This window comes from Sphingomonas sp. (assembly GCF_965200105.1).
In the GTDB taxonomy this organism is placed as follows: domain Bacteria; phylum Pseudomonadota; class Alphaproteobacteria; order Sphingomonadales; family Sphingomonadaceae; genus Solisphingomonas.
On record NZ_CBDATN010000002.1, the window covers coordinates 1615472 to 1635449 of the forward strand.

General features: G+C 68.2%; 23 protein-coding genes. 7 read left to right on the plus strand and 16 right to left on the minus strand.

Annotated elements, in window-relative coordinates; genetic code table 11:
• The first annotated feature begins 465 nt into the window (after positions 1-465).
• The 3 genes from ACOFKX_RS09185 (at position 466) to ACOFKX_RS09195 (ending at position 2205) form a co-directional block, all read left to right on the plus strand.
• Positions 466-738 (plus strand): hypothetical protein, encoded by a 273-nt coding sequence (locus ACOFKX_RS09185; RefSeq protein WP_419826694.1) that lies wholly within the window; start codon positions 466-468, stop codon positions 736-738.
• Between the two features lie 688 nt (positions 739-1426).
• On the plus strand, positions 1427-1651 hold the full coding sequence (locus ACOFKX_RS09190; protein ID WP_419826695.1) for a hypothetical protein: 225 nt from the start codon (positions 1427-1429) through the stop codon (positions 1649-1651).
• Between the two features lie 80 nt (positions 1652-1731).
• Positions 1732-2205, plus strand: coding sequence for a hypothetical protein (locus tag ACOFKX_RS09195; RefSeq protein ID WP_419826696.1), 474 nt, complete (start codon positions 1732-1734; stop codon positions 2203-2205).
• Here the strand turns inward: ACOFKX_RS09195 and ACOFKX_RS09200 are convergent.
• From ACOFKX_RS09200 to ACOFKX_RS09215, 4 genes are all read right to left on the minus strand, one after another.
• Positions 2202-2366 (minus strand): hypothetical protein, encoded by a 165-nt coding sequence (locus ACOFKX_RS09200; RefSeq protein ID WP_419826697.1) that lies wholly within the window; start codon positions 2364-2366, stop codon positions 2202-2204. The genes ACOFKX_RS09195 and ACOFKX_RS09200 overlap by 4 nt on opposite strands.
• A gap of 117 nt (positions 2367-2483) precedes the next feature.
• The gene (locus ACOFKX_RS09205) at positions 2484-2750 is read right to left on the minus strand and encodes a hypothetical protein (protein ID WP_419826698.1); all 267 of its coding nucleotides are present in this window, start codon (positions 2748-2750) and stop codon (positions 2484-2486) included.
• 1 nt (position 2751) lies between these two features.
• On the minus strand, positions 2752-3330 hold the full coding sequence (locus ACOFKX_RS09210; protein ID WP_419826699.1) for a Panacea domain-containing protein: 579 nt from the start codon (positions 3328-3330) through the stop codon (positions 2752-2754).
• Between the two features lie 81 nt (positions 3331-3411).
• Positions 3412-4386, minus strand: coding sequence for an IS1595 family transposase (locus tag ACOFKX_RS09215; protein ID WP_419826700.1), 975 nt, complete (start codon positions 4384-4386; stop codon positions 3412-3414).
• On the opposite strand from ACOFKX_RS09215, the gene ACOFKX_RS09220 reads away from it, so the two are divergent.
• Positions 4357-5370: a hypothetical protein gene (locus ACOFKX_RS09220; protein WP_419826701.1), complete on the plus strand. Its 1014-nt coding sequence runs from the start codon at positions 4357-4359 to the stop codon at positions 5368-5370. The genes ACOFKX_RS09215 and ACOFKX_RS09220 overlap by 30 nt on opposite strands.
• A 30-nt stretch (positions 5371-5400) precedes the next feature.
• Entirely contained in the window at positions 5401-5904 is a 504-nt protein-coding gene (locus ACOFKX_RS09225) for a hypothetical protein (protein WP_419826702.1), read from the plus strand.
• A 536-nt stretch (positions 5905-6440) separates the two neighbouring features.
• On the opposite strand, the gene ACOFKX_RS09230 is transcribed toward ACOFKX_RS09225, so the two are convergent.
• The gene (locus ACOFKX_RS09230) at positions 6441-6992 is read right to left on the minus strand and encodes a SixA phosphatase family protein (protein ID WP_419826703.1); all 552 of its coding nucleotides are present in this window, start codon (positions 6990-6992) and stop codon (positions 6441-6443) included.
• Positions 6989-9718, minus strand: a complete 2730-nt coding sequence (locus ACOFKX_RS09235; RefSeq protein WP_419826704.1) for an ATP-dependent DNA helicase — start codon at positions 9716-9718, stop codon at positions 6989-6991. Before ACOFKX_RS09235 ends, ACOFKX_RS09230 begins: the two co-directional genes overlap by 4 nt.
• An 86-nt stretch (positions 9719-9804) precedes the next feature.
• On the opposite strand from ACOFKX_RS09235, the gene ACOFKX_RS09240 reads away from it, so the two are divergent.
• Both ACOFKX_RS09240 and ACOFKX_RS09245 read left to right on the plus strand, forming a co-directional pair.
• Entirely contained in the window at positions 9805-11385 is a 1581-nt protein-coding gene (locus tag ACOFKX_RS09240) for a lysine--tRNA ligase (RefSeq protein ID WP_419827391.1), read from the plus strand.
• Between the two features lie 189 nt (positions 11386-11574).
• Complete coding sequence (locus ACOFKX_RS09245) at positions 11575-12249, plus strand: hypothetical protein (protein WP_419826705.1); 675 nt, start codon at positions 11575-11577, stop codon at positions 12247-12249.
• A 1-nt stretch (position 12250) separates the two neighbouring features.
• On the opposite strand, the gene ACOFKX_RS09250 is transcribed toward ACOFKX_RS09245, so the two are convergent.
• From ACOFKX_RS09250 to ACOFKX_RS09295, 10 genes are all read right to left on the minus strand, one after another.
• Positions 12251-13006: an NYN domain-containing protein gene (locus ACOFKX_RS09250; protein ID WP_419826706.1), complete on the minus strand. Its 756-nt coding sequence runs from the start codon at positions 13004-13006 to the stop codon at positions 12251-12253.
• A gap of 2 nt (positions 13007-13008) precedes the next feature.
• On the minus strand, positions 13009-14760 hold the full coding sequence (locus tag ACOFKX_RS09255) for a DUF885 domain-containing protein (RefSeq protein WP_419826707.1): 1752 nt from the start codon (positions 14758-14760) through the stop codon (positions 13009-13011).
• A 74-nt stretch (positions 14761-14834) separates the two neighbouring features.
• Positions 14835-15311, minus strand: a complete 477-nt coding sequence (locus tag ACOFKX_RS09260; RefSeq protein ID WP_419826708.1) for an RcnB family protein — start codon at positions 15309-15311, stop codon at positions 14835-14837.
• A gap of 101 nt (positions 15312-15412) precedes the next feature.
• Positions 15413-15814 carry an RcnB family protein gene (locus ACOFKX_RS09265; protein WP_419826709.1) on the minus strand — a complete coding sequence of 134 codons (402 nt, stop codon included), beginning with the start codon at positions 15812-15814 and terminating at the stop codon, positions 15413-15415.
• Positions 15811-16113, minus strand: coding sequence for a hypothetical protein (locus ACOFKX_RS09270; protein WP_419826710.1), 303 nt, complete (start codon positions 16111-16113; stop codon positions 15811-15813). Before ACOFKX_RS09270 ends, ACOFKX_RS09265 begins: the two co-directional genes overlap by 4 nt.
• 370 nt (positions 16114-16483) lie before the next feature.
• Positions 16484-17029: a (2Fe-2S)-binding protein gene (locus tag ACOFKX_RS09275; RefSeq protein WP_419826711.1), complete on the minus strand. Its 546-nt coding sequence runs from the start codon at positions 17027-17029 to the stop codon at positions 16484-16486.
• A 9-nt stretch (positions 17030-17038) separates the two neighbouring features.
• On the minus strand, positions 17039-17812 hold the full coding sequence (locus tag ACOFKX_RS09280; RefSeq protein WP_419826712.1) for a slipin family protein: 774 nt from the start codon (positions 17810-17812) through the stop codon (positions 17039-17041).
• Positions 17813-17836: 24 nt separating this feature from the next.
• Complete coding sequence (locus tag ACOFKX_RS09285) at positions 17837-18085, minus strand: hypothetical protein (protein ID WP_419826713.1); 249 nt, start codon at positions 18083-18085, stop codon at positions 17837-17839.
• 38 nt (positions 18086-18123) lie between these two features.
• Positions 18124-18879, minus strand: a complete 756-nt coding sequence (locus tag ACOFKX_RS09290) for a hypothetical protein (RefSeq protein ID WP_419826714.1) — start codon at positions 18877-18879, stop codon at positions 18124-18126.
• A 149-nt stretch (positions 18880-19028) separates the two neighbouring features.
• Positions 19029-19856, minus strand: a complete 828-nt coding sequence (locus ACOFKX_RS09295) for a cold-shock protein (protein ID WP_419826715.1) — start codon at positions 19854-19856, stop codon at positions 19029-19031.
• Between the last annotated feature and the right edge of the window lie 122 nt (positions 19857-19978).

Here is a 19978-nt window from a genome sequence, read left to right on the forward strand (position 1 = left end):
CCCGACACCCAGACTGGATCAGGTCCTGGCCGCCGAAGCTGATGGGCGGCGAGCGCGGCCGTGCCACTGTCTCTCCACATGATGTTTGACTTCGCGGTTGCCCGCATCGTGCCGCAAAGCATCCGCGATCCCGCGTCGGACGCTGAAGCCGGTTCGGCCAACAGCGCCGCAGGCGCCGAGAACTGTAGCGGATTACGAACCCGACGCGACATCGTCCCTCATCGATCACCTGCATCGTCGTCGAACCCGTATGAAACCGCACGCCGACCTCGTACGCAGGAGCTGACCGATCATTAAGACGGTAAGGATCGGGCCGCCTACGACCAGGCCTATAGCGCGCGACATGACAGCCCGCGTACCGCGATTGAGGGCGCCAACGCCCGAAAGCTCGGGCTCGCATGGTTTCGAGATCTGGTGCCGGGTAAGTGGGTCACCGCCCCGATCGAGGTTGACGGCGTTCCTTAGATGGCGACCGGCTACGGCATCGTGCGCGCCCTCGGTCCCGGCGCCGGCTGCATGCTCTCGGTCTCTTGGTTCGAAGGCTGTGGAACTCGCCGGCTCAAGTTGCGCGACCGCCCGAGCATACGCGGCCTCGCCTGGTGGGCGGGACGCATCCTGGTCGGCGCGCCGGACGGCCGGCTGATCGCCATCGATGCGCGTAGCGGCCAGCCGCCTGGAGCCCTATGGCCGTCGAAACGCACGACTACCGCTTCGTCAACAAGCCCTGCGGGGATTTGATGATGCGGTTATCTGCCATGGCGGCGCCTACGGCTGCGACACGCGCGTTTATATGACTGCTTTCGAGGGGGCGACCGGGAAGCAGCTCTGGCGCATTCTCACGTCCCCGGCGATCCCTCAAACGGCTTGGCGGACGCGACCAAGGCCGTGGCGGCGAAGACCTGGCCGGGTAGTGGTGGAGACATGGCAGCGTTAGCACCACCTGGAGCGCGTCTCCCATGGCTACGATATAAGACGTCCTTCGTCGGCAGCGACAGCGGCGCCCTATGCCATCGGCGCGGCCACGGGCAGGGTGCCGTGCCCGGCGGCCTGGCGCCGGACCTCCACCACTCGTCGATATCGACGAACGCAGAGGTGTTCGACTCGGGTGTTCCCCGAGGCACGCCGGTTTCGGTCGGCGTGCCCGGCCTCCGCCGAGTTCGACACCGGCCATTCGTTAGTATCTGCGAAGCCGGGTGGCCGCCAAGCCAGACGCGACAAGACGTCGCATGATCGTTCGCGCCGCGAGAAACCCCGCGTAATCGTCGCCTTCGAAGGAAGACAGGAGACCGGGCGCATGCATCGACGCGGTTGGCCATCAGGAAATGGGAACATGGCTGAAGAAGCTGTATCCGCCGCTAGCCGGCCCGGTCGTAGTCCGCGTGCTCCCTATATATTTGGGTCCCTTCTGATCCTGCTCGGTCTCGCGATGGCGATCGGCGGCGCGCAGCTCGCCCTCCTGCACGGCTCGGTTTACTATCTGCTGGCCGGCGTCGCGCTCATCGCGATCGGCGTGCTTTTCTGGCTACGCTTCGCTGACGCGGCGCTCGCCTACGGGCTGTTTCTCCTTGCGACGATCGTCTGGGCGGTTTTGGAACCGGGCTTTTTCCTCTCGGCGCTTGGCTGCTGCTCCCTTTTTCCCGCCACAAGTTGAAAGCGCGAACATGGCCCGGCTCGCCGATCGCCAGGATCGCGATCGCGCTTGTCAGCGTCGGGGCGACGGCGGGGACCGGCTTGGCGCTGCACCAGGCGAGCGGTAACGGGCAGTTCGATCCGATCTTTGCGCGCGGCGTTGCCGGCCCGGTCGCACCGATCAACAAGCAGTCCGCGGCTGCGGGATCGGAGGATTGGCGCAGCTACGGTAACGACGTCGGCGGTTCGCGCTTCAGCCAGCTTGCCGACATCAACCCAGGCAATGTCGCAAAGCTCACGAAGGTTTGGGAATACCGGGTTGGGCCCGGCAGCGACGGGAAGGTCGGTGGCCTCGAAGTGACGCCGCTGAAGGTGGGCAACAGCCTCTACATTTGCACCGCTTACAACGACGTGATCGCGCTCGATGCGGAGAGCGGCAAAGAACAGTGGCACTTCCGTTCGAACATCGATCGTCACGGGTTGCCCTACAGCAACTGCCGCGGGGTCGCCTATTCTGGGCGTTTACGTATTTCGCAAACCCATGCGCCATCGAGAGGTGGCGTGCCGCAAGGCTAATCGCGAATACCTCTCCTTGCCTGATCAGCAATCACATTGCCGTGTCCAATGATCCCGCGCAGCGTTTCTAGCTGCTGGCTGATTTGGTGTAGGTACAGGATCACGATGACCAGCAGCACCAGCACCCCAATGCCGATCGCGCCCAATGCGTCGGCGCTCACTCCGCCTTCTCCCCCGGTTTCCGCTTCACCAGCTTCTTGACGCGCTCGTCAAAGCGCGCGTCGTCGTCGTCGCATTCAAGCGCGCGGGCCGCTTCCTTGAAACGGTCGAGCTGGGATTTAGAAGGGGACATTTTCCTCGATCTGCTTGAGAAACACGTTACCATCTTGGTCTAGAACAAATACAACGGTAAGCGCGGCAATTTTGCCTATTAGAACAGTTTTAGCGTACCGAAAACTAAAATGCTCACTATCAAACCTTGCAAAACCTTCCGGATCACGCATCAGGCCGTCCATGATTGTATCTAGCGCGACATCAATCCTTCTGGCGCCGCCAAGCTGGCGAACTTGCTCAGTGAATTGCGGATCTTCAACGATTCTCCGCATGTTAGTAAGTGTGCCAGTTGTTCTCTGCTGCTAAGCGGCCAAAATATCTCTCTTCCCAGCTATCCAGCTTATCGTCTGATAAATAGGATAGCTCGTAAGGCATGTCATCGCCGTTCTCACGAGTAGACCAAGCCACTCCGTGAGAGTGATCGCTTGCCTCTGTGCCGGTAAAATCCCAATAGAAGCGTATCGCTCTGTCCAAAAACGCTAGATCAGCAGGACTAAAGTTACGATATGGCAAAGCTACTTTGGGTATGACACGTTGTTCGACAAGCCCGGCAATTGGCCTACGTTCAATCTCAATGTCTTCATCGTAGAGCATATCATTTAGAAGCGGCCGCATCTCATAGGGGACAGGGCCATCTTTCTGACGCTTGTACTGACGACCCGTAACTGGCTGTTGACGTTCTCTAAACGCGTCAAAATCAGCCTTCCAAATCGTCTTGTTTAGCTTGACGAGCCCGAACCGCTCTGCGTCTCGGTATTTGTCCGCAACATACAAGATAGCGTCCCGCAGCCGGCCTTGGCCGCCAGGAAGATTGACCTTGTAGGTCAGTCGGGGGAGGCGCTCAAAATCCATATCGCTCTCTGAGCGATTCTACCTCTTCCGCGAACGTTTGCCTAGAGCCTGCGCTTCAAGCCTTCAGGGTGCCGAACTTCTTCAAGCCTCCGTAGTGGGGCGGTAGGTCACGCGCTTGCCGACAATGCCGCGCAGCGCCTGCTCCCCGCGCATCGCATCGTTGAAGCCGGTGCGCTCCCGGTGCGTGTAGCGAAACTCGAACTCGGCAACGTAGCGGTGCAGGTGCTTCTTCGCACAATGCTGGTAGGTGCCCTTCATACCACGCTTGAAGATGGAGAACGCGCCCTCGATCGTGTTCGTGTGGATCGTGCGGTCCACCAAATCGACGTACTGGCCAGCGCCGTGACGGGTGTAGCCGTGATCGGCGAAGTGGACGCCGAGCGAACGATACTGGCCAGCCTCATCGGTCATCACCCGCGCCTCGGCGGCGATGTTTGCCTTGAGAATCGGCACCACGTCCTCGGCTTTGAGGCTGTCCACCACCATTGAACGCTGACGGCCGGTCTCGCGATCGACCAGCGACAGCACCTTGTGCTTGTGCGCGTAGCCGCGACCCTTCTTCTCGCCCTTGGGCTTGATGGTCTGATCGTGGCCGATGAAGGTTTCGTCCACCTCGACAACGCCGCCACCGGAGCCGAACGGCGACAGGTCGCCGGAGCGCATCGCCTCACGGATACGGTGCGAGAGGAACCACGCGGAGTTATACTGCACCTCAAGGATGCGGCTAAGCTGGTGCGACGAAATGCCCTTCTTGCTGCTCATCATCAGATGGACGGCCTGTAGCATCTTGTGCAGCGGCAACTTCGCGTCCTCGAACACGGTGCCGACCTTGGCGGTGAACTGCTTGCGGCACTCGCCGCACTTCTTGAGGCCGTAGCGGATCGCGCCTTCCGGGTTCTTCTTGCTCGGCTTACCGCGCACGCCGTCCAGCTTGTAGACCCGGCCACCGACGACGCCACAATGCGGGCACGTCACGCCGTCGGCCCAGATCATCGCCTCTAGGTAGGCGAAGGCGGCGGATTCGTCGTGAAAGCGGGGCTGGGACAGAACGGACATCGGCTTGCTCCTTGCCGTTCGTCCTACCGGCAAAACGTGGGTTTGTCAACTACGCAATCGCCCTATTTTGAGGTTCCAAATGCGCAGGGCGAATGCGCTAAGCGCGTGATCGCGACGATGATGGACGGGCGGCTCATGGCGCTTGGCGCGGCGACCGGCCGCCCTTGCAGCAGCTTCGGCAGGGGCGGCGCGGTCTCCCTTCTCGAGGGGATGGGCGACGTGCCCGACCAATATTTTTTCATTACCTCAGCGCCGACGATCGTCCGCGGCATCTTCGTGCTCGGCGGCTTCGTCGCGGACAATCAACGTGTCGGCGAACCCTCGGGCGTTATCCGTGGCTTCGATGCGGTAACGGGCAAGTTCGCCTGGGCGTTCGACGCTGGCCACCCGGAGCGCCAGACCGCGCCACCGCCGGGTGAGTCCTATACACGCGGCACGCCGAACAGTTGGGCGCCGATGAGCGGAGACGAAGCTCTCGGACTCGTCTACGCGCTGACCGGCGGCGCCACGCCCGATTACTATGGCGGTCAGCGGCGGCCGTTCGATGAGCGATATTCGGGTTCGGTCATCGCGATCGACGTCAGGACTGGCAAACCGCGCTGGACGTTCCAGGCGGTTCATCACGACCTATGGGACTATGACGTCGCGTCGCAACCGACGCTGGTCGATGTGCCCGATGGCAAGGGCGGGGTGCAGAAGCTCTTGGTGCTGCCAACCAAGCGGCCAGTTGTTCCTGCTCGATCGCGTCACCGGCAAAGCCGCCGCCTGGATCGAGGAGCGAAAGGTTCCGGGCGGCGGCGTGGCTGGCGAGCGCCTTTCGCCTACACAACCCTTCTCTGTGGGAATGCCGTCACTCGCCGGCCCTGCGCTTTCGGAGCGCATGATGTGGGGCATCACTCCCTTCGACCAGTTATGGTGCAGAATCCGGTTCCGTTCGGCGCGCTACGACGGCCCGTTCACGCCGCCGAACTTCGTACCGAATAGCCTTTATCCGGGTTTTTCGGAGGAATGGATTTGGGCAGCGTCGCGATCGCCGTCGATCGACAGCTGGTGATCGTGAACTCGAACCGCATGGCCGTGATCGATCGACTGCTCACGCGCGCCGAGGCGAACCGGCGTGGGCTCACTTCGATGACAGAGGCGAACGGCGTCAGCCTGGGCGGCCCGTCCGGGCAACAGGGTTTGCCTTATGCCGTCGATGCCGCGCCGTTCATGTCGCCGCTCAGCGTGCCCTGCCGGCAACCGCCGTTTGGCATGATCAGTGCGATCGATCTTCAATCGCGCAAGGTTGTGTGGACCCGGCCGTTCGGCACCAGCTTGGATAGCGGCCCGAAGGCCTATGCATCGCGTCTGCCGCTGCCCATGGGGGTTCCGAATGTCGGCGGATCCGTGATGACGCGCGGCGGGCTGACCTTCATCGGCGCCACGCAGGACGCCTACCTGCGCGCGTTCGAAACCGCGACCGGCAAGCTGCTCTGGCAGACGCGGCTGCCTGCCGGAGGCAATGCCATCCGGTGACGTATCGCTCTGCGGCGAGCGGGCGACAGTTCGTGGTCATCGCCGCATCCGGCCACTACGCAATCGCGTACCCGGTCGGCAATTACATCATCGGTTACGCCTTCCAGCAACGGCGCGGTGGCGGCGCACGGCGTGCAATGACGGATGGTCTTGCAAGAGAGTACCGGGCTTATTAACGGCGGACGGCATCGAAGGCAGTGATGACAAGCTGACGAGCGAGCGAACGGCGAAGCGGCTATCGCGGGGCCGAGCAGGTTCTCGGCGGCAGCGTCGCCCGCGAGGAGCAGAACATCCGCTGGCGGAAGTAATGGTTCGTCGACAGTGAAACGCCCCGCCGGCTCGTCGGCACTGAGAGCAGCCTCCACATCCTCGCCTACAACCTCAAGCGCGCCACCGTCCTTCTCGACCTCTCAAACACTGACGGCCGCGATGCACGCCTGAGCCGTCGCGCTCGCCCATACCATCCGATCAACGCTATCGGGCCGTTCTCACGCACCCCTCACCGCTTCTGACCGCTTACGCCACTCCGCCTGCGTTCACTCGCTCGGCTCAGGCCCGAGGTCGGGATCGAGGTCCCGAGGGCGGACGAAGCGCACCAGGTGGCCGCCACTCTCGGCGACGTCCGCCCAGCTCTCCACGTCGAAGCGCAGCTCGGCGATGCTGGCGGTGGGATATTTATCCTCGATCGAGCCGCGCGCCGCAATCTCCTCCTCGCCGGCGTCTGTCGAGAGCAGCAGCACCAGTTCCTCGATGCTGGGATTGTGGCCGGCGAGCATGAGCGTACCCGCCTCGTCCGGCGCCTCCTGAACAACCTCGAGCAGCGTCTCGGGCGTCGCGAGATAGACACGGCGATCCCAGTGCGGCTGCGCGATGTCGCCATAGCCCTCGATCATCGCGTCGAGCGTCTCGACGACGCGAACGGCGGGCGACGCGATGACGAGGTCGAACGTCATGCCCGCCTCTCGCATGTGCTCGCCCATCATCCGCGCGGCGCGCTTGCCGCGATCGTTGAGCGCGCGATCGAAGTCGCGCCGTGCGGGCTGGTCCCAGCCCGACTTGGCGTGACGGAAGGTCACCAGCCGCTTCATGCCCCCGCCGCTCCCGCCAGCCCCGCGTCCTGATGCCCGACGCACGCCGCGTTGGGAAGGCCGGCGGCGATCCGCGCCACCGCCTCGTCCAGCGGCCCGCGCAGGATCGGCACGCCGGCCGGAAACGCGTCGAGCAGCCGCGACGGGGTGGCGGCCGACAGCAGCACGAAGCGCCCGCTGTCCGTCGCGGTGCGGATCAGCCGTCCGAACGCCTGCGCGAGCCGCGCGCGGACGATCTGGTCGTCGTGCTTCGATCCGCCGTCCACCGCGCGCCGAGCGGCGTGGAGCACGGTGGGGCGCGGCCACGGCACCTGCTCCATCACGACGAGGCGGAGCGAGTGACCGGGCACGTCGATGCCGTCCCTCAATGCGTCGGTGCCGAGCAGCGAGGCGTGCGGATCGTCGCGGAAGATGTCGATCAGCGTGCCGGTGTCGATCGGATCGACATGCTGCGCGTAGAGCGGCAGTCCGTCGCGCGCGAGCCGGTCCGCGATGCGCGCGTTCACCGCCTTCAACCGCGCGATCGCGGTGAAGAGGCCGAGCGTGCCCCCCTGCGACGCCGCGATCAGCCGGTAATAGGCATGGGCAAGCTGGGCCGGATCGCCGCGCGGCACGTCGGTGACGATCAGCACCTCGGCGTGCGCGCCATAGTCGAACGGGCTCGATGCGGCGAAGCGCTCGATCGCGGTATCGAGGTGGCGGACACCCGAGCGCGCCTCCGCTCTCGCCCAACCGGCTTCCCCGTCGGTGCCGGAGCCGCGCAGCGTAGCGGAGGTGACGAGCAGGCCCTGCGCGGGCGCCAGCACGGTACGCGCCAGCGGCACGCCGGGATCGAGCCAGTGGCGGTGCACGCCGACGTCCCACTCGCGCGCCTCGACGCGATCGACGGCCAGCCAATCGACGAAGTCCGGATCGGCCTCTCCCCCTAGGCGACCGAGCATCGCCACCCACGCCGCGATCGTGCGCGCGCGGAGCGCCAGCCCGGCGGCGGCGCCCTCGACGCGGGCGCGCGCAGGGCCGTCGAGCCAGTCGGGCGCCTCCTCGATCACCGCTTCCAGTCGCGTGGCGAGCGCCGTCATCGGCCGCATCAGCGCCTCGAACGCGCGCGCCGCGACGCCTGCTGCCTCGACAGTCGCGCCGTCGAGCGCGGCGGCCTCGGTCTCGATGCCGTAGCCGGCGTCGGCGGCGGTGGCGCGGGCGAGCACCAGCGCGCGTACGGCGGCGAGCAGCCGCTCGACGGGGCCGAGCGTCGTTCCGTCGGCGATGCGCGCGAGCCAGCCGTCGGCGGGGAGCGCGTGGCTCGCCTCGACGATCTCGCCGAGCGCCACCGCGCCCGCCTCGTCATAGGAGCAGACGTCCGCGAGTCGGGCGGCGAGGCCCCGCCTGCGCCCGCGCGTCGCGCGCTCGGGGCCGGCGATCCAGCGACGCAGCTCGATCGCCTCCTGCCCGGTCAGCGCCGCCGAGAAGGTCGAGTCAGCGGCGTCGTGGAGATGATGGCCCTCGTCGAACACGATGCGGCCGATCGCGCGCCCCTCCGCCTGCCGCCGCTCCGCCACCAGCATCACCAGCGCGTGGTTGGCGATGACGATGGCGGCGCCGTCGGCGCGGCGCACCGAATGCTCCACGAAGCAGCGCCGCCAGTGCGGGCAGCCGGCGTAGACGCACTCGCCGCGGCGATCGGTGAGCGCGGTGGAGCCGGCGCGGCGGAACAGCGTCGCCAGCCAGCCGGGCAGATCGCCGCCCACCATGTCGCCGTCGCGCGTGTAGGCCGCCCAGCGCGCGACGAGCTGCGCGAGCACCGCCGCGCGACCCGCGAAGCCGCCGTGCATCGCATCCTCCAGGTTGAGGAGGCAGAGATAGTTCTCGCGCCCCTTGCGCACCGCGATCCTGGCGCGGCGCTCCGCGGGATCCGGAAACAACCGCGCCGTCTCCCTGTCGAGCTGGCGTTGGAGTGCGCGCGTGTAGGTGGAGATCCAGACCGTGCCGCGCGCCGCTTCCGCCCACAGCCCGGCGGGCGTGAGATAACCGAGCGTCTTGCCGATGCCGGTGCCGGCCTCCGCCAGCAGCACGCGCGGGCGCCCCTCCACCATGCGCGGGCCGAAGGCGTGCGCGGCAGCGGCGGCGTAGGCGCGCTGGCCGGGCCTCGCCTCCGCGCCCCTCCCCGTCAGCAGGTCGAGCCGCTTCAGCGTCTCGGCCTCGCCCAGCGTCACCGTGGCAGGCGGGGGCGAGGGCGGCGCCTCCTCCCACTCGGAGAGCCCCGCGAAAAGCCCGCGCTCGGGCCGCTCGGGCGGTACCATGCGGGCGAGCACGTGCTGCGCCCACGGCCAGCGCAGGCGGGCGAGCGCGTTGGCGCGATCCCAGGCGCCGGCGCGCTCCTCCCACGGGGCGCCGAGGGTGGCGAGCAGCGCGTCCGCGCAGGCGATCAGCGTCGCGCCCGCCTGCGCGTCGTCGACCGGCGGCGCCAAGCCCAGCGCACGCGCCAGGCCGGCGGGCGTCGGCACGGCGAAGCGCGCCGGCCGTACGAAGGCGAACAGCTCCAGCAGGTCGAGCCCCGAAAGCTCCGCATGGCCGAGCCGCTGTCCGGTAAGCGGCGCGTTGAGGAGCAGCAGCGGCCGCTCGGCGGCGAGCGCCACCGCCTCACCGCGCGCGAGGCTCGCCACCCGCCCGTCGCGCGTGGTGAGCCAAGTGCCGCCATGGGTGGCGACCAGCGCGTCGAACGGCGTCATCGCGCGGATATAGGCCCGCGCGAACGGAAGGGAAACGAGTACGCATCGTTGTGAACCCGCACGCCGGGGCTTATCGCCGCCGCATCATGACCGATCCCGCCGACATCTGCGCCGCCGCCCTCGCTTCCAAGGCCTGGCCCTACGATGAGGCGCGCAAGCTGATAAAGCGCTGGCCCGACGGTAAAGACGGACCGATGCTGTTCGAGACCGGCTACGGCCCCTCGGGCCTGCCGCATATCGGCACGTTCACGGAGGTGGCGCGCACATCGATGGTGCGCAACGCCTATGGGGAGATGACGGGCGCCGCCACGCGCCTGATCGCCTTCTCCGACGACATGGACGGGATGCGCAAGGTGCCCGGCAACCTGCCGCAGCAGGATATGCTCCGCGAACATCTCGATCGCCCGCTGTGCCGGGTGCCCGATCCCTTCAGCACGCATGCGAGCTTCGCCGATCACAACAACAACCGGCTGCGCGAGTTCTTGAACGCGTTCGGCTATGAGTATGAGTTCGTCGCCGCCTCCGAGGCTTATGCCGACGGCCGCTTTGACGAGACGCTGCGCGCGATCCTCAGGCACTACGACGCGATCATGGCGGTGATGCTACCGACGCTGGGCGAGGAGCGGAGGCGTACCTACTCGCCTGTTTTCCCCATCCACCCGGAGAGCGGCCGCGTGCTTCAGGTGCCGATCGAGGTGGTGGACGCGGAGGAAGGCATCATCGCCTACGCCGATCCGCAGACGGGCGCGCGGCGCGAGCAGTCGGTGCTCGGCGGGCAGGCCAAGTGCCAGTGGAAGGTCGACTGGGCGATGCGCTGGGTGGCGCTGGGCGTCGACTACGAGATGGCGGGCAAGGACCTGATCGATTCCGTCACGCAATCGGGCAAGGTCGCGGGCGTGTTGGGCTCTCGGCCGCCGGACGGCTTCAACTACGAGATGTTCCTCGACGAGGCCGGCGCCAAGATCAGCAAGACCAAGGGCAACGGCCTCACCATCGAACAGTGGCTGGAATATGGCCCGATCGAGAGCCTCGCCTTCTACGTCTATCGCGAGCCTCGCAAGGCGCGGTCGCTCGGCTTCTCGGTGATCCCGCGCGCGGTCGACGAATATTATCAGTCCCTCGCCGCCTACTCCGATCAGCCGATCGAGCAGAGGCTCGGCAATCCGGTTCACCACGTCCATCTCGGCCGCGTGCCGGCGGTGGACATGCCGGTCAGCTTCGCGCTGCTGCTCAACCTCGTCTCCGTAGCGGCGACCGACGACGCGCGAGTGCTGTGGCGCTACGTCCACCGCTACGCGCCGCAGGCGGCGCCGGAGACGCACCCCGCGCTTGACGCGCTGATCGGCTACGCGATCGCCTACTTCCGCGATTTCGTGGCATCGACACTGGTCCGCCGCGCCCCGGACGCCCGCGAGGCGCTGGCGCTCGCCGACCTCGATCGCCGCTTCGCCTCGCTCGCGCCGGATGCCGATGCCGCAGCGATCCAGGAGGAAGTCTACGAAGCCGGCAAGGCTGCGCGCTACGAGCCACTCCGCGAGTGGTTTCGCGTGCTCTACGAGACGCTGCTCGGCTCCACGCAAGGCCCGCGCATGGGCAGTTTCGCGGCGCTCTACGGCCTCGCCGAGACGCGTGGACTGATCCATGAGGCGATTTCGCGAAAACTGTAGCTTTTCGGCGACACCGCTCCTCGCCGGTCGTGCGTTTCCCCACACGGTCCACCCCCTTTCGGACTGGTGCCGCGCGCGTAATTGCGTGAGCGCCGGCCGCGCCGCAGCTTCCGCACGGCGCGGCCACCGGGGGGGGAGCGGGCTGCCGGTTCCGTCCGGGTTCATGTAGCTTGGTCGAGAGGACGGGCCATGCCTTCCAATACGCCTTTCCTGGCGGTCGCCGCTCTAGCGTGCGTGGCGGCCGCTCCCGCCCCGCGCGACACGCTGCTGCGCGCCGCCTTCCTCACCCACGACAAGGCGCAGGCGCTGGCGCTCGTCGGTGACGCCTATCAGCAGACCACCGCTACGCTGGCTGCCAGTCCGGGCGACAAGGAGGCGCGGCTCCAGCAGGCGCTGGCGATCGGCTACCGCGGACAGCTCAAGCGGTCGCCCGCCGACGCCAAGGCGACGCGCGACGCGCTCACCGCGCTGGTGCGCGCCTACCCGCGCGATCCGGAGGTGGAGATCGCCTATGCCGGCTGGCACCTCACGGCGGTGGACCAGCTTGGTTCCTTCCTCGCACGGACGGTGCTCGGCGCCGACAAGGCGACGGGGCTGGCGGCGCTGGACAAGGCGGTGGCGCTCGGCGGCAATCGCGCCTTCTTCCCGGCGTTCGCGGCGATGATCCGCGTGCGCCTCGATCCCAAGGACACCGCTGCCGCCGCGTCACTGGCCGACCGCGCGGCCGCAGCCGCGACGCCGACCCAGCTCGACCGCGTCATGCAGCGCGCCGCGCAACGCATCGCCGTGCCGCTTCACGCCGGCAATGGCGCCGGCGCCGCGGCGCTCGCCAAGCAGCTTCTGCCGTTCGGGACGATCGCCTAACTCAGCCGCATTTCGGTTTCGCCCGCACCATTACGCCGCGGCCGTCCGGCCGCTTGATCTCGAAGCCGCTGGCGCGCTCCACCAGCGTCACCAGCTTGGCCGATCCGAAGGTGCGCGGGTCGAAGTCGGGCGCGAGCGCGAGCAGCCGCTGGCCGACGCCGCCCAGCGTCACCCACCCACCCTCGTCCTCGTCGAGCTGCGCGATCGCGCGCCGGATCAGCGGCGCGGCTGCGGATGGTGGACGGGCACCCCCACCGGCGCTCTCGACGGCCGCAGGTGCGGCAGAAGCCGCGGCCTCCTCCGCGTCGCGCGCGCCCGGCAGCAAGTTCTCGGTGTAGACGAAGCGGCGGCACGCCTGGCGGAAGCTCTCGGGCGTCTTGCGCTCGCCGAAGCCGTAGACGTCGGCCCCCTGTTCGCGCAGCCGCGCCGCCAGCCGCGTGAAGTCGCCGTCGGACGAGACGATGCAGAAGCCGTCCATCCGCTCGGCGTGGAGCAGATCCATCGCGTCGATGACGAGTGCGATGTCGGAGGCGTTCTTGCCCACCGTGTTGGCGAAGTTCTGGTGCGGCAGGATGCCGTACGCGGCGAGGATGCCCGCCCAGCCCTTCAGATTGTCGCGCGAGAAGTCGCCGTAGATGCGGCGCACGCTGGCCTCGCCGATCTGCGCGATCTCCTCGAACAGGCCGGCGGCGATCTTCGGGCTGGCATTGTCGGCGTCGATCAGGACGGCGAGACGCGGCGCGCGGGGCTCGGCCATCGTCAGCGCGGTCCCCCCGCGGCGATCCAGTCGTCGAGCTTGCGCTCCAGCACGGGCATCGGCAGCGCGCCGGTATCCAGCACCTCGCGGTGGAAGGCGCGCGGATCGAAGCTGGCGCCCATCGCCTTCCGCGCCTTCGCCTTTTCGCGCAGGATGGTGAGCTGGCCGACCTTGTAGGCCAGCGCCTGGCCGGGGATGGCGATGTAGCGCTCGACCTCCGCGACGACGTCGGCGCGCCCCATCGCGGAGTGATCGAGCATATATTGGATCGCCTGATCGCGGCTCCAGCCCTTGGCGTGGATGCCGCTATCGACCACCAGCCGCATCGCGCGCAGCATCTCGTCGTTCAGCCCGCCGAAGCGCGCCGCCGGATCGGTCTCGACGCCCAGCTCGGGCCACAGCGTCTCGGCGTAGAGCGCCCACCCCTCGACATAGGCGGTGTTGCCGCCGAAGCGCATGAAATCGGGCAGCGCGGCGTTCTCCTGCGCGATGCTGATCTGGAAATGATGTCCCGGCACCGCCTCATGCAGGTAGAGCGTGTCCATGTCCCAGGTGAAGCGCGTCGGCAGATCGTAGCCGTTATAGTAGAAGACGCCCGGCCGCGACCCGTCGGGCGTGCCCTGCATATACTCGCCGCCCGCCGAGTTCTTCTCGCGGTAGGCCGGCGTCGGGCGGATCTCCAGCCGTGTCTTCGGCACCAGCGAGAACTGCGCCGGAATATGCGCGTCGATGGTCGCGCCGATCTGGCGATAGCGCGTCTCCAGCCAGGCGCGCGACGGTGGCGCGAACTTGAGATCGCTCGACATATGGCGGAAAAAGGCGGGCAGATCGCCTTGGAAGCCGAGCTTCGTCTTCACCGCCTCCATCTCGCCGGTGATCCGCGCGACCTCGGAGAGGCCGAGCCGGTGCACCTCGTCGGCGCTCAGCGGCAGCGTCGTGTTCTGCTCGATCAGGTAGCGGTAATCGGCGGCACCGCCGGGCAGCGCGCCGAGCCCGACCGTCTCGCGCGCGTGCGGCAGATAGTCGTTTCGTAGGAAGTCGCGGAGCCGGACGAGCGGCGGCAAGACGTCGTGCTCGATCGAGCCGCGGTAGGCGGCGGCGATCGCCGGCGTCGGCGCCGACTTGAGCGGCCCGGCGTAAGGCGACGCCTCCACCCCGCCCTTCGTCTGCGCGTCGAGCTGGTCGATCATGTTGGCGACGACAAGCCGTGGTTCGACGACGCCCTTCGCCAATCCCTTGCGGAACTGGGCGATCACGACATCGACCTGCGCGCCGAAGGCCGCGTTGCGCCGCGATGCCGCCTGATAATCGGCAACGGTCTTGTAGGGCGCGGCGCCTTGCCCCGACGACAGGTCCGCGTAGCTCTGCGGCAGGCCGTAGAAGTGGTTGATCGGCATGACGGACGAGACCGCCAGCAGGCTGGGGGCGTAGCCGGCGAGGTCGATCCGCTTGGCCGTCTCGAACGTGTCGTAGGCGATGCGATCCGTGGGGTTCAGCGTCGCGCGATCGATCGCGTGGAGACGACTCAGCTCCGCCTCGTCGGCGGCCTTCTCGGCCGCGTAATGCGCGTCGGAGTAGCTGTCGCCGATCTGCGCGAGGAAGCGGCGGTCGCCCCGACTGATGCCTTCCACGGGATTGCGCGCGAGCATGGCCTCGTTGCTGTCGCGGAAAAGCCTGGCGAGCGCGTCGTGCGGGCTCGGCGGCGGCGCGGCGGCGACGAGGAGCAACGGGAGAGCGAGGGCGGCGATACGCAAGCGAGAACCTCCGGAGCGGATTGCTCCGGAGGCGTAGGCGTCGGGCCGGTGCCCGGCAAGCGGGCGGGCGGCGTCTAGAAGAAGAAGCCGTTGTAGACGGTCAGCACCCGGCCGGTCGCCACGTTCACGAGCACGACATCGTTGCCGTAGCGGACCCAGCGTCGATCGGGCCCGTAGGCCGGCAGGCGATAGCGGACGGGATCCACCCAGTAGCGCTGGCCATAATAAGCCGGCTCGAATCGGGTGCCCACCGCGACAGGGCGGTAGCGCCAGCCCGCGCGCGGGGCCGCGTATGCCGGGCCGCGATAGACGTCCGGATGGCTGCGGCGCCAGTCGCGCCAATCCTCGCGGCGCTCGGCGCGATCTTCGGCAAGCTCGCGGCGCGCATCGCGCACGTCGTGGCGATCGCCATAGGCCCTGGCGTCACGCAGGTCGCCGCGGTCCTGCCGTACCTCGCGGTTGTCGTGGCGGACCTCGCCCCAGCTCTGCGCCATTCCGGCGGCCGGCATCAGCATCGCAACGGTCGTGGCCGCGAGAAACGATCTGCGCATGATCTTGCTCCTTCTCCCTACCCGTCGACGCGGGCGATGACTCTTCCTGCGCCAGCGCCGCTGAACGCGCCGGGAATGGCTTTGTCAGCCGGCCTTCATGATCACCAGAAGAAGCCCGGGATCCTATCGGCGACCCTCCCGGAGTAGACATCCACCAGCAGGGCATCGTTGAAGTAGCGCACCCAGCGATAGGGGCCGTAGGCTGGCGGCAGCCGGTAGCTGTAAGGGTCGGCGATCCAGTAATCTTGCGCGAAGAAGGCAGGCGCGATCACCGCGCCGATGCCGTAGCGGCGATAGCCATAGCCATAGCCATAGGGCGCGCGGTAGCCGGGCCCGCGGAAGTGGTCGCCATGATCCTGCCGCCAGCCGCGCCAGTCGTAACGACGGTCGTCGCGCCAGCCTCGGTTCCAGTCGCCGCCGGGGCGTCCCCCGGTCCGGCCGCCGACGTAACGCGGGCGATCGGGGCCGCGGTTCCAGTCGCCTCGCGGCCGATCCCCGTTCACATCGCCGACGAAGCGCGCGCGATCGGGTGCGGAGTACCAGCCGCTCCTGCCCGGACCAGGCTGATCGCTAGGCCGATCCCGGTCCCGACCGTCAAAGCCGTGACCCGAACGCGGATCGCCGGGACCGCCATCGAAGTTCCCGACAGGCCGATGCCCGCCGCCGCGCCAGTCACCGCCGCCACCCCGGCGGCCTCGATCGCCGCCGGGCGGATCACCGGCGCGACCGGACGGAATAGCAGGCCGCGCACCACCATGATCGGTGCCGCCCGGCCGACCGCCCGCGCCCAGGCCATAGCCACCGCGATCATTGAATTGGTTCACGACCGGACCGCGATCGAACCCTGGACCGCGCCCAGGTCCACCATTGCCGCCGAAAGGCATTCGGTTGGCATCCGGGCGGCCGACGGCCGATGGATCGCGATCGGAGCCAGGCGCCCGACCCTGCGGGCGCGGTCCGCCGCCGGCTCCTCGATCGCTATCGGGGCGCGTCGCCGGTTCCGGACGCTGGCCGGGCGGCTGCGCCGATAGCACGGTCGCCCCCAATCCGACGCCGATCGCCAGGCTCGTCATCCAACGTCGCATCGCGTGTCTCCTCGCGTCGCGGTCACGGGCGCCGCGTAGCGTGGCCCTGATACGGCGGAGCAGCTGTCGAAGCGCTGAACCCCTTCGTCAGCGATCAGACAGAAGGCGCATCGCGGGAACCACGCGCGCGGCATCGGCCGCCGTCATGCCCGGCGGCGGCAGCGCCGAGATCCTGATCTCGCCGCGCGCCATCGCCGCCGCGCGCAGCACGGCGCGCACCACGCGCGGCTGGATGCCGCAGCGACAGAGGTTGGTGAGCGCGGCGACGATGTCATCGCGCGTCGGCCGGGGATCGGCGGCGATCAGCGCGGCGGCGGCCATGACGAAGCCCGGCAAGCAGAAGCCACATTGCACGAGGCCGGCTTCGGCGAACGCCTGCTGGACGGGATGACCGCGATCGCTCGACAGGCCCTCGATCGTCGTCACCGCCGCACCCTCCACGGCCGATAGCGACACGCGGCAGGATCGCGCCGCACGGCCGTCGACATGGATGGTGCAGGCGCCGCAGTCGCACGTCCCGCAGCCATATTTGGTGCCCGTGAGATTGGAGACGTCGCGTAGCGCGTGGAGCAGCGGCGTATCGGGCGAGATGCGGTAGCGGACGGGTTGTCCGTTGACGGTGAGATCGGTCACGGGCGGCGGCTAGGCCCGGCCCTTCGCCGCGTCGCCGATCGCCTTCGCCGCCTCCAGCAGCTCGACGGGCAGCATCGCGATCACCGTGGAGTTATGCTCGACGCCGATCTCGGTCAGCGTCTGGAGACGGCGCAGTTCCAGCGCGCCCTTCGTCGAGCCGATCGTGCCGGCGGCGTCGGCGAGCTTCTGCGCGGCCTCCAGCTCGCCTTCCGCCTTGATGATCCGCGCGCGCTTCTCGCGGATCGCCTCGGCCTCGCGGCCGATCGCGCGCTGCATGGCTTCGGGAATGTCGAGGTCCTTCATCTCGACCGCGTCGACCACCACGCCCCACTGCTCCACCGCCTTGGAAAGCATTCCCATCAGCCGCTGGTTGATGACCGCGCGATCCTTCAGCAGCTGATCGAGATCGGACTGGCCGATCGCATCCCTCAGGCCAGTCTCGGCCGCCTGCGTGACGGCGCCCTGCCACTGCTCGACAACGGTGAGCACGCGCACCGGATTGGTGGCGCGGAACCAGAGCACCGCGTTGACGCGCACCGCGACCCCGTCGCGGGTGATCGTCTCCTGCGTATCGAGCGCCAGGGTGACGGTGCGCGTGTCCACCTTCACGGCGCGGTCTACGAAGGGCACGAGCCAGTACCAGCCCGGCCCCTTGGGCTCGATGACGCGACCCAGCCGGAACACGACGGCGCGCTCATATTCCTGATTGATCCCGAACGTCTTGAGCGCAGTCGTCAGCAGGAAGAACAACAGCACCGCGACGAAGATCAGCATACCCGTCATGCCCGTCCCCTCTCGCGTTGCAGACTAGCGCGTCGGGCGTGGCGACCGCAACGCGGATGCGAGCGCGAGCCCGCCGGCGATCTGAATGAGTCCATAGCCGCGCCGCAGCGTCGGCTTGCCATCGAAGCGATCGACCAGCGCGTCGACCGCGCGCACGTCCGATCGCCACAGCTTCACGTGACGATCGGGCTGGAGCAGCCCGAGCATGCCGTCGCCGATCATGAACACCGCCGCCATCTCGGCGGTACGGCGGAGCGAGAGGGTCTTGTCCATAAGTGACGAACGGGCGGACGGATGGCGGGGTTGCCTCGCTATCCGCGTCGAAAACCTTGGATCACGTCGAAATGGATGCGCACCCAGGCGCCGATCATCGGGCGCGAGTTGACGCGCGGCGGCAGCACCTGGAACTGCCATGCCGCTTCGCGCAGCGCGCGCGCGATGCCCGAGCCCGGCGACTCGCCAATCTCGCGGCAATCCTCGACGCGGAAGCGCGGCGCGGTGCGGCAGGCGATCTCGCCCCAGCCCGAGCGCGCATTCACCTGTTGCAGGTAGGTCGACATCTCGACGTCGCTCGGCCGGCGATACCAGTCGGGATCGTAGAGCCGGTCGCCGCCCGCGCCGCCGCCGCCCGCCGACCCGGCATCGCCGTCGTCCGCACCCGATCCGGCACCCGCGGTCTGGCCTTCGCCACGATCGCGGTGGGTGGCCATTGCGAGGTCCAGCGCGGCGAGTTCGTCGTGGCCGACATGGAGGATGTTGAGCGACGGCACCGGCGACGGGTTTGCCTGCACCCGTGACGGTGCGGGCTTGGTCGTGGATGCGGCGCGGCGTCCTGCCGCGTGCTTGGGCTCACGCACCACGCGCGCGCGCTCCGCGTCCTGACCCTTGAACGACAATGTGACGAGCGCGGGCGCGCCGGCGGGCGCGAGGGACGGCAGCACGCCCAGCCTTAACAGCATCCAGAGCAGCAGCAGCGGCAGGAGGATCGCCGCCAGGAGGGCCGCCATCCGGTCGCGCGGACGGCCACGAGGATCGTAGGACGACGGCTCGGCGATCAGGGCGGCCATGGCGCCGACGCCTACAGGCGCACGCGCTGGCGGGGCAGACCGGACGCGCGACATGACCGAAACATCATCTTGCCCGCGTGCGTGCCGAAGACGCGAAAGGCCCGGCTCCCACGCGGCGACCGCGGGGAGCCGGGCCTTCCGGTCTGTTGTTACTGAACGCTCTGGAGATTGACGGCGGCGTACTTGCCGCGCCTATCGACCTCGAGCTCGAACTCGAGCCGGTCGCCCTCGTTGAGCGTCGTCATCCCCGCGCGCTCCACGGCGGAGATGTGGACGAACGCGTCGGGCTGCCCGTCGTCGCGCTGGATGAAGCCGAAGCCCTTCATCGCATTGAAGAACTTCACCGTACCCGAGGAACGTTCGCCGGTGAGCTGTCGTGCCGGCGCGCGCGGCGCATCGGCGACCTCCATCGGCTCGCCCTCGATCTTGAGCTCGGTGGCCGAGACGCGGCCGCCGCGATCGACGAGCGTGAACTCCAGCGGCTGGCCCTCGGCAAGGCCGGCAAGACCCGCCTGCTCGACGGCGGAGATATGGACGAACACGTCCTCGCCACCGTCGTCGCGGACGATGAAGCCGAAGCCCTTCTGCCCGTTGAAGAACTTGACGGTGCCCTTGGCGGTGCCGACGACCTGCGCCGGCATCCCGCCGCCGCCGCCACGACCGCCGCCGAAGCCACCGCCGCCACCGCCGCCGCGAAAGCCGCCGCCACCGCCGCCGCCGAAGCCGCCACCACCGCCACCGTAACCACCCCGGCCGCCGCCGCCGCCGCCGCCGCCGCCGCCGAAACGATCGCCGCCGCCAAAGCCACCGCCACCACCGGCATAACCGCCGCCGCCGCCGAAGCGATCGCCGCCGCCAAAGCCGCCGGCACCGCCACCATAGCTGTCACCGCCACCGCTAAACTCGTCGCCGCCGCCGAAGCCGTCGCGCTTGTCCCTGCCGCCGCGCTGCCCGCGCCGCCCACGATCGAAACTCATAGAAAAAATGTCTTCCCGTCCGCGCCCCATCCCTGCGAGACAACCGTGCGCGACGCGCCACGCGGCAATCCCAGGCACGATCGCGTACGCACCCAGTGCTTGCATAGCCGATCTATCCACAG

What these genes read in the sequence shown, in the direction of transcription:
- ACOFKX_RS09185 (WP_419826694.1), top strand. Translation starts at nt 466, where the DNA reads ATGGCGACCGGCTACGGCATCGTGCGCGCCCTCGGTCCCGGCGCCGGC.
- ACOFKX_RS09190 (WP_419826695.1), top strand. Translation starts at nt 1,427, where the DNA reads ATGGCGATCGGCGGCGCGCAGCTCGCCCTCCTGCACGGCTCGGTTTAC.
- ACOFKX_RS09205 (WP_419826698.1), bottom strand. Translation starts at nt 2,750, where the DNA reads ATGCGGAGAATCGTTGAAGATCCGCAATTCACTGAGCAAGTTCGCCAG.
- ACOFKX_RS09210 (WP_419826699.1), bottom strand. Translation starts at nt 3,330, where the DNA reads ATGGATTTTGAGCGCCTCCCCCGACTGACCTACAAGGTCAATCTTCCT.
- ACOFKX_RS09215 (WP_419826700.1), bottom strand. Translation starts at nt 4,386, where the DNA reads ATGTCCGTTCTGTCCCAGCCCCGCTTTCACGACGAATCCGCCGCCTTC.
- ACOFKX_RS09230 (WP_419826703.1), bottom strand. Translation starts at nt 6,992, where the DNA reads ATGAAGCGGCTGGTGACCTTCCGTCACGCCAAGTCGGGCTGGGACCAG.
- ACOFKX_RS09235 (WP_419826704.1), bottom strand. Translation starts at nt 9,718, where the DNA reads ATGACGCCGTTCGACGCGCTGGTCGCCACCCATGGCGGCACTTGGCTC.
- ACOFKX_RS09240 (WP_419827391.1), top strand. Translation starts at nt 9,805, where the DNA reads ATGACCGATCCCGCCGACATCTGCGCCGCCGCCCTCGCTTCCAAGGCC.
- ACOFKX_RS09245 (WP_419826705.1), top strand. Translation starts at nt 11,575, where the DNA reads ATGCCTTCCAATACGCCTTTCCTGGCGGTCGCCGCTCTAGCGTGCGTG.
- ACOFKX_RS09250 (WP_419826706.1), bottom strand. Translation starts at nt 13,006, where the DNA reads ATGGCCGAGCCCCGCGCGCCGCGTCTCGCCGTCCTGATCGACGCCGAC.
- ACOFKX_RS09260 (WP_419826708.1), bottom strand. Translation starts at nt 15,311, where the DNA reads ATGCGCAGATCGTTTCTCGCGGCCACGACCGTTGCGATGCTGATGCCG.
- ACOFKX_RS09280 (WP_419826712.1), bottom strand. Translation starts at nt 17,812, where the DNA reads ATGACGGGTATGCTGATCTTCGTCGCGGTGCTGTTGTTCTTCCTGCTG.
- ACOFKX_RS09285 (WP_419826713.1), bottom strand. Translation starts at nt 18,085, where the DNA reads ATGGACAAGACCCTCTCGCTCCGCCGTACCGCCGAGATGGCGGCGGTG.
- ACOFKX_RS09290 (WP_419826714.1), bottom strand. Translation starts at nt 18,879, where the DNA reads ATGGCCGCCCTGATCGCCGAGCCGTCGTCCTACGATCCTCGTGGCCGT.
- ACOFKX_RS09295 (WP_419826715.1), bottom strand. Translation starts at nt 19,856, where the DNA reads ATGAGTTTCGATCGTGGGCGGCGCGGGCAGCGCGGCGGCAGGGACAAG.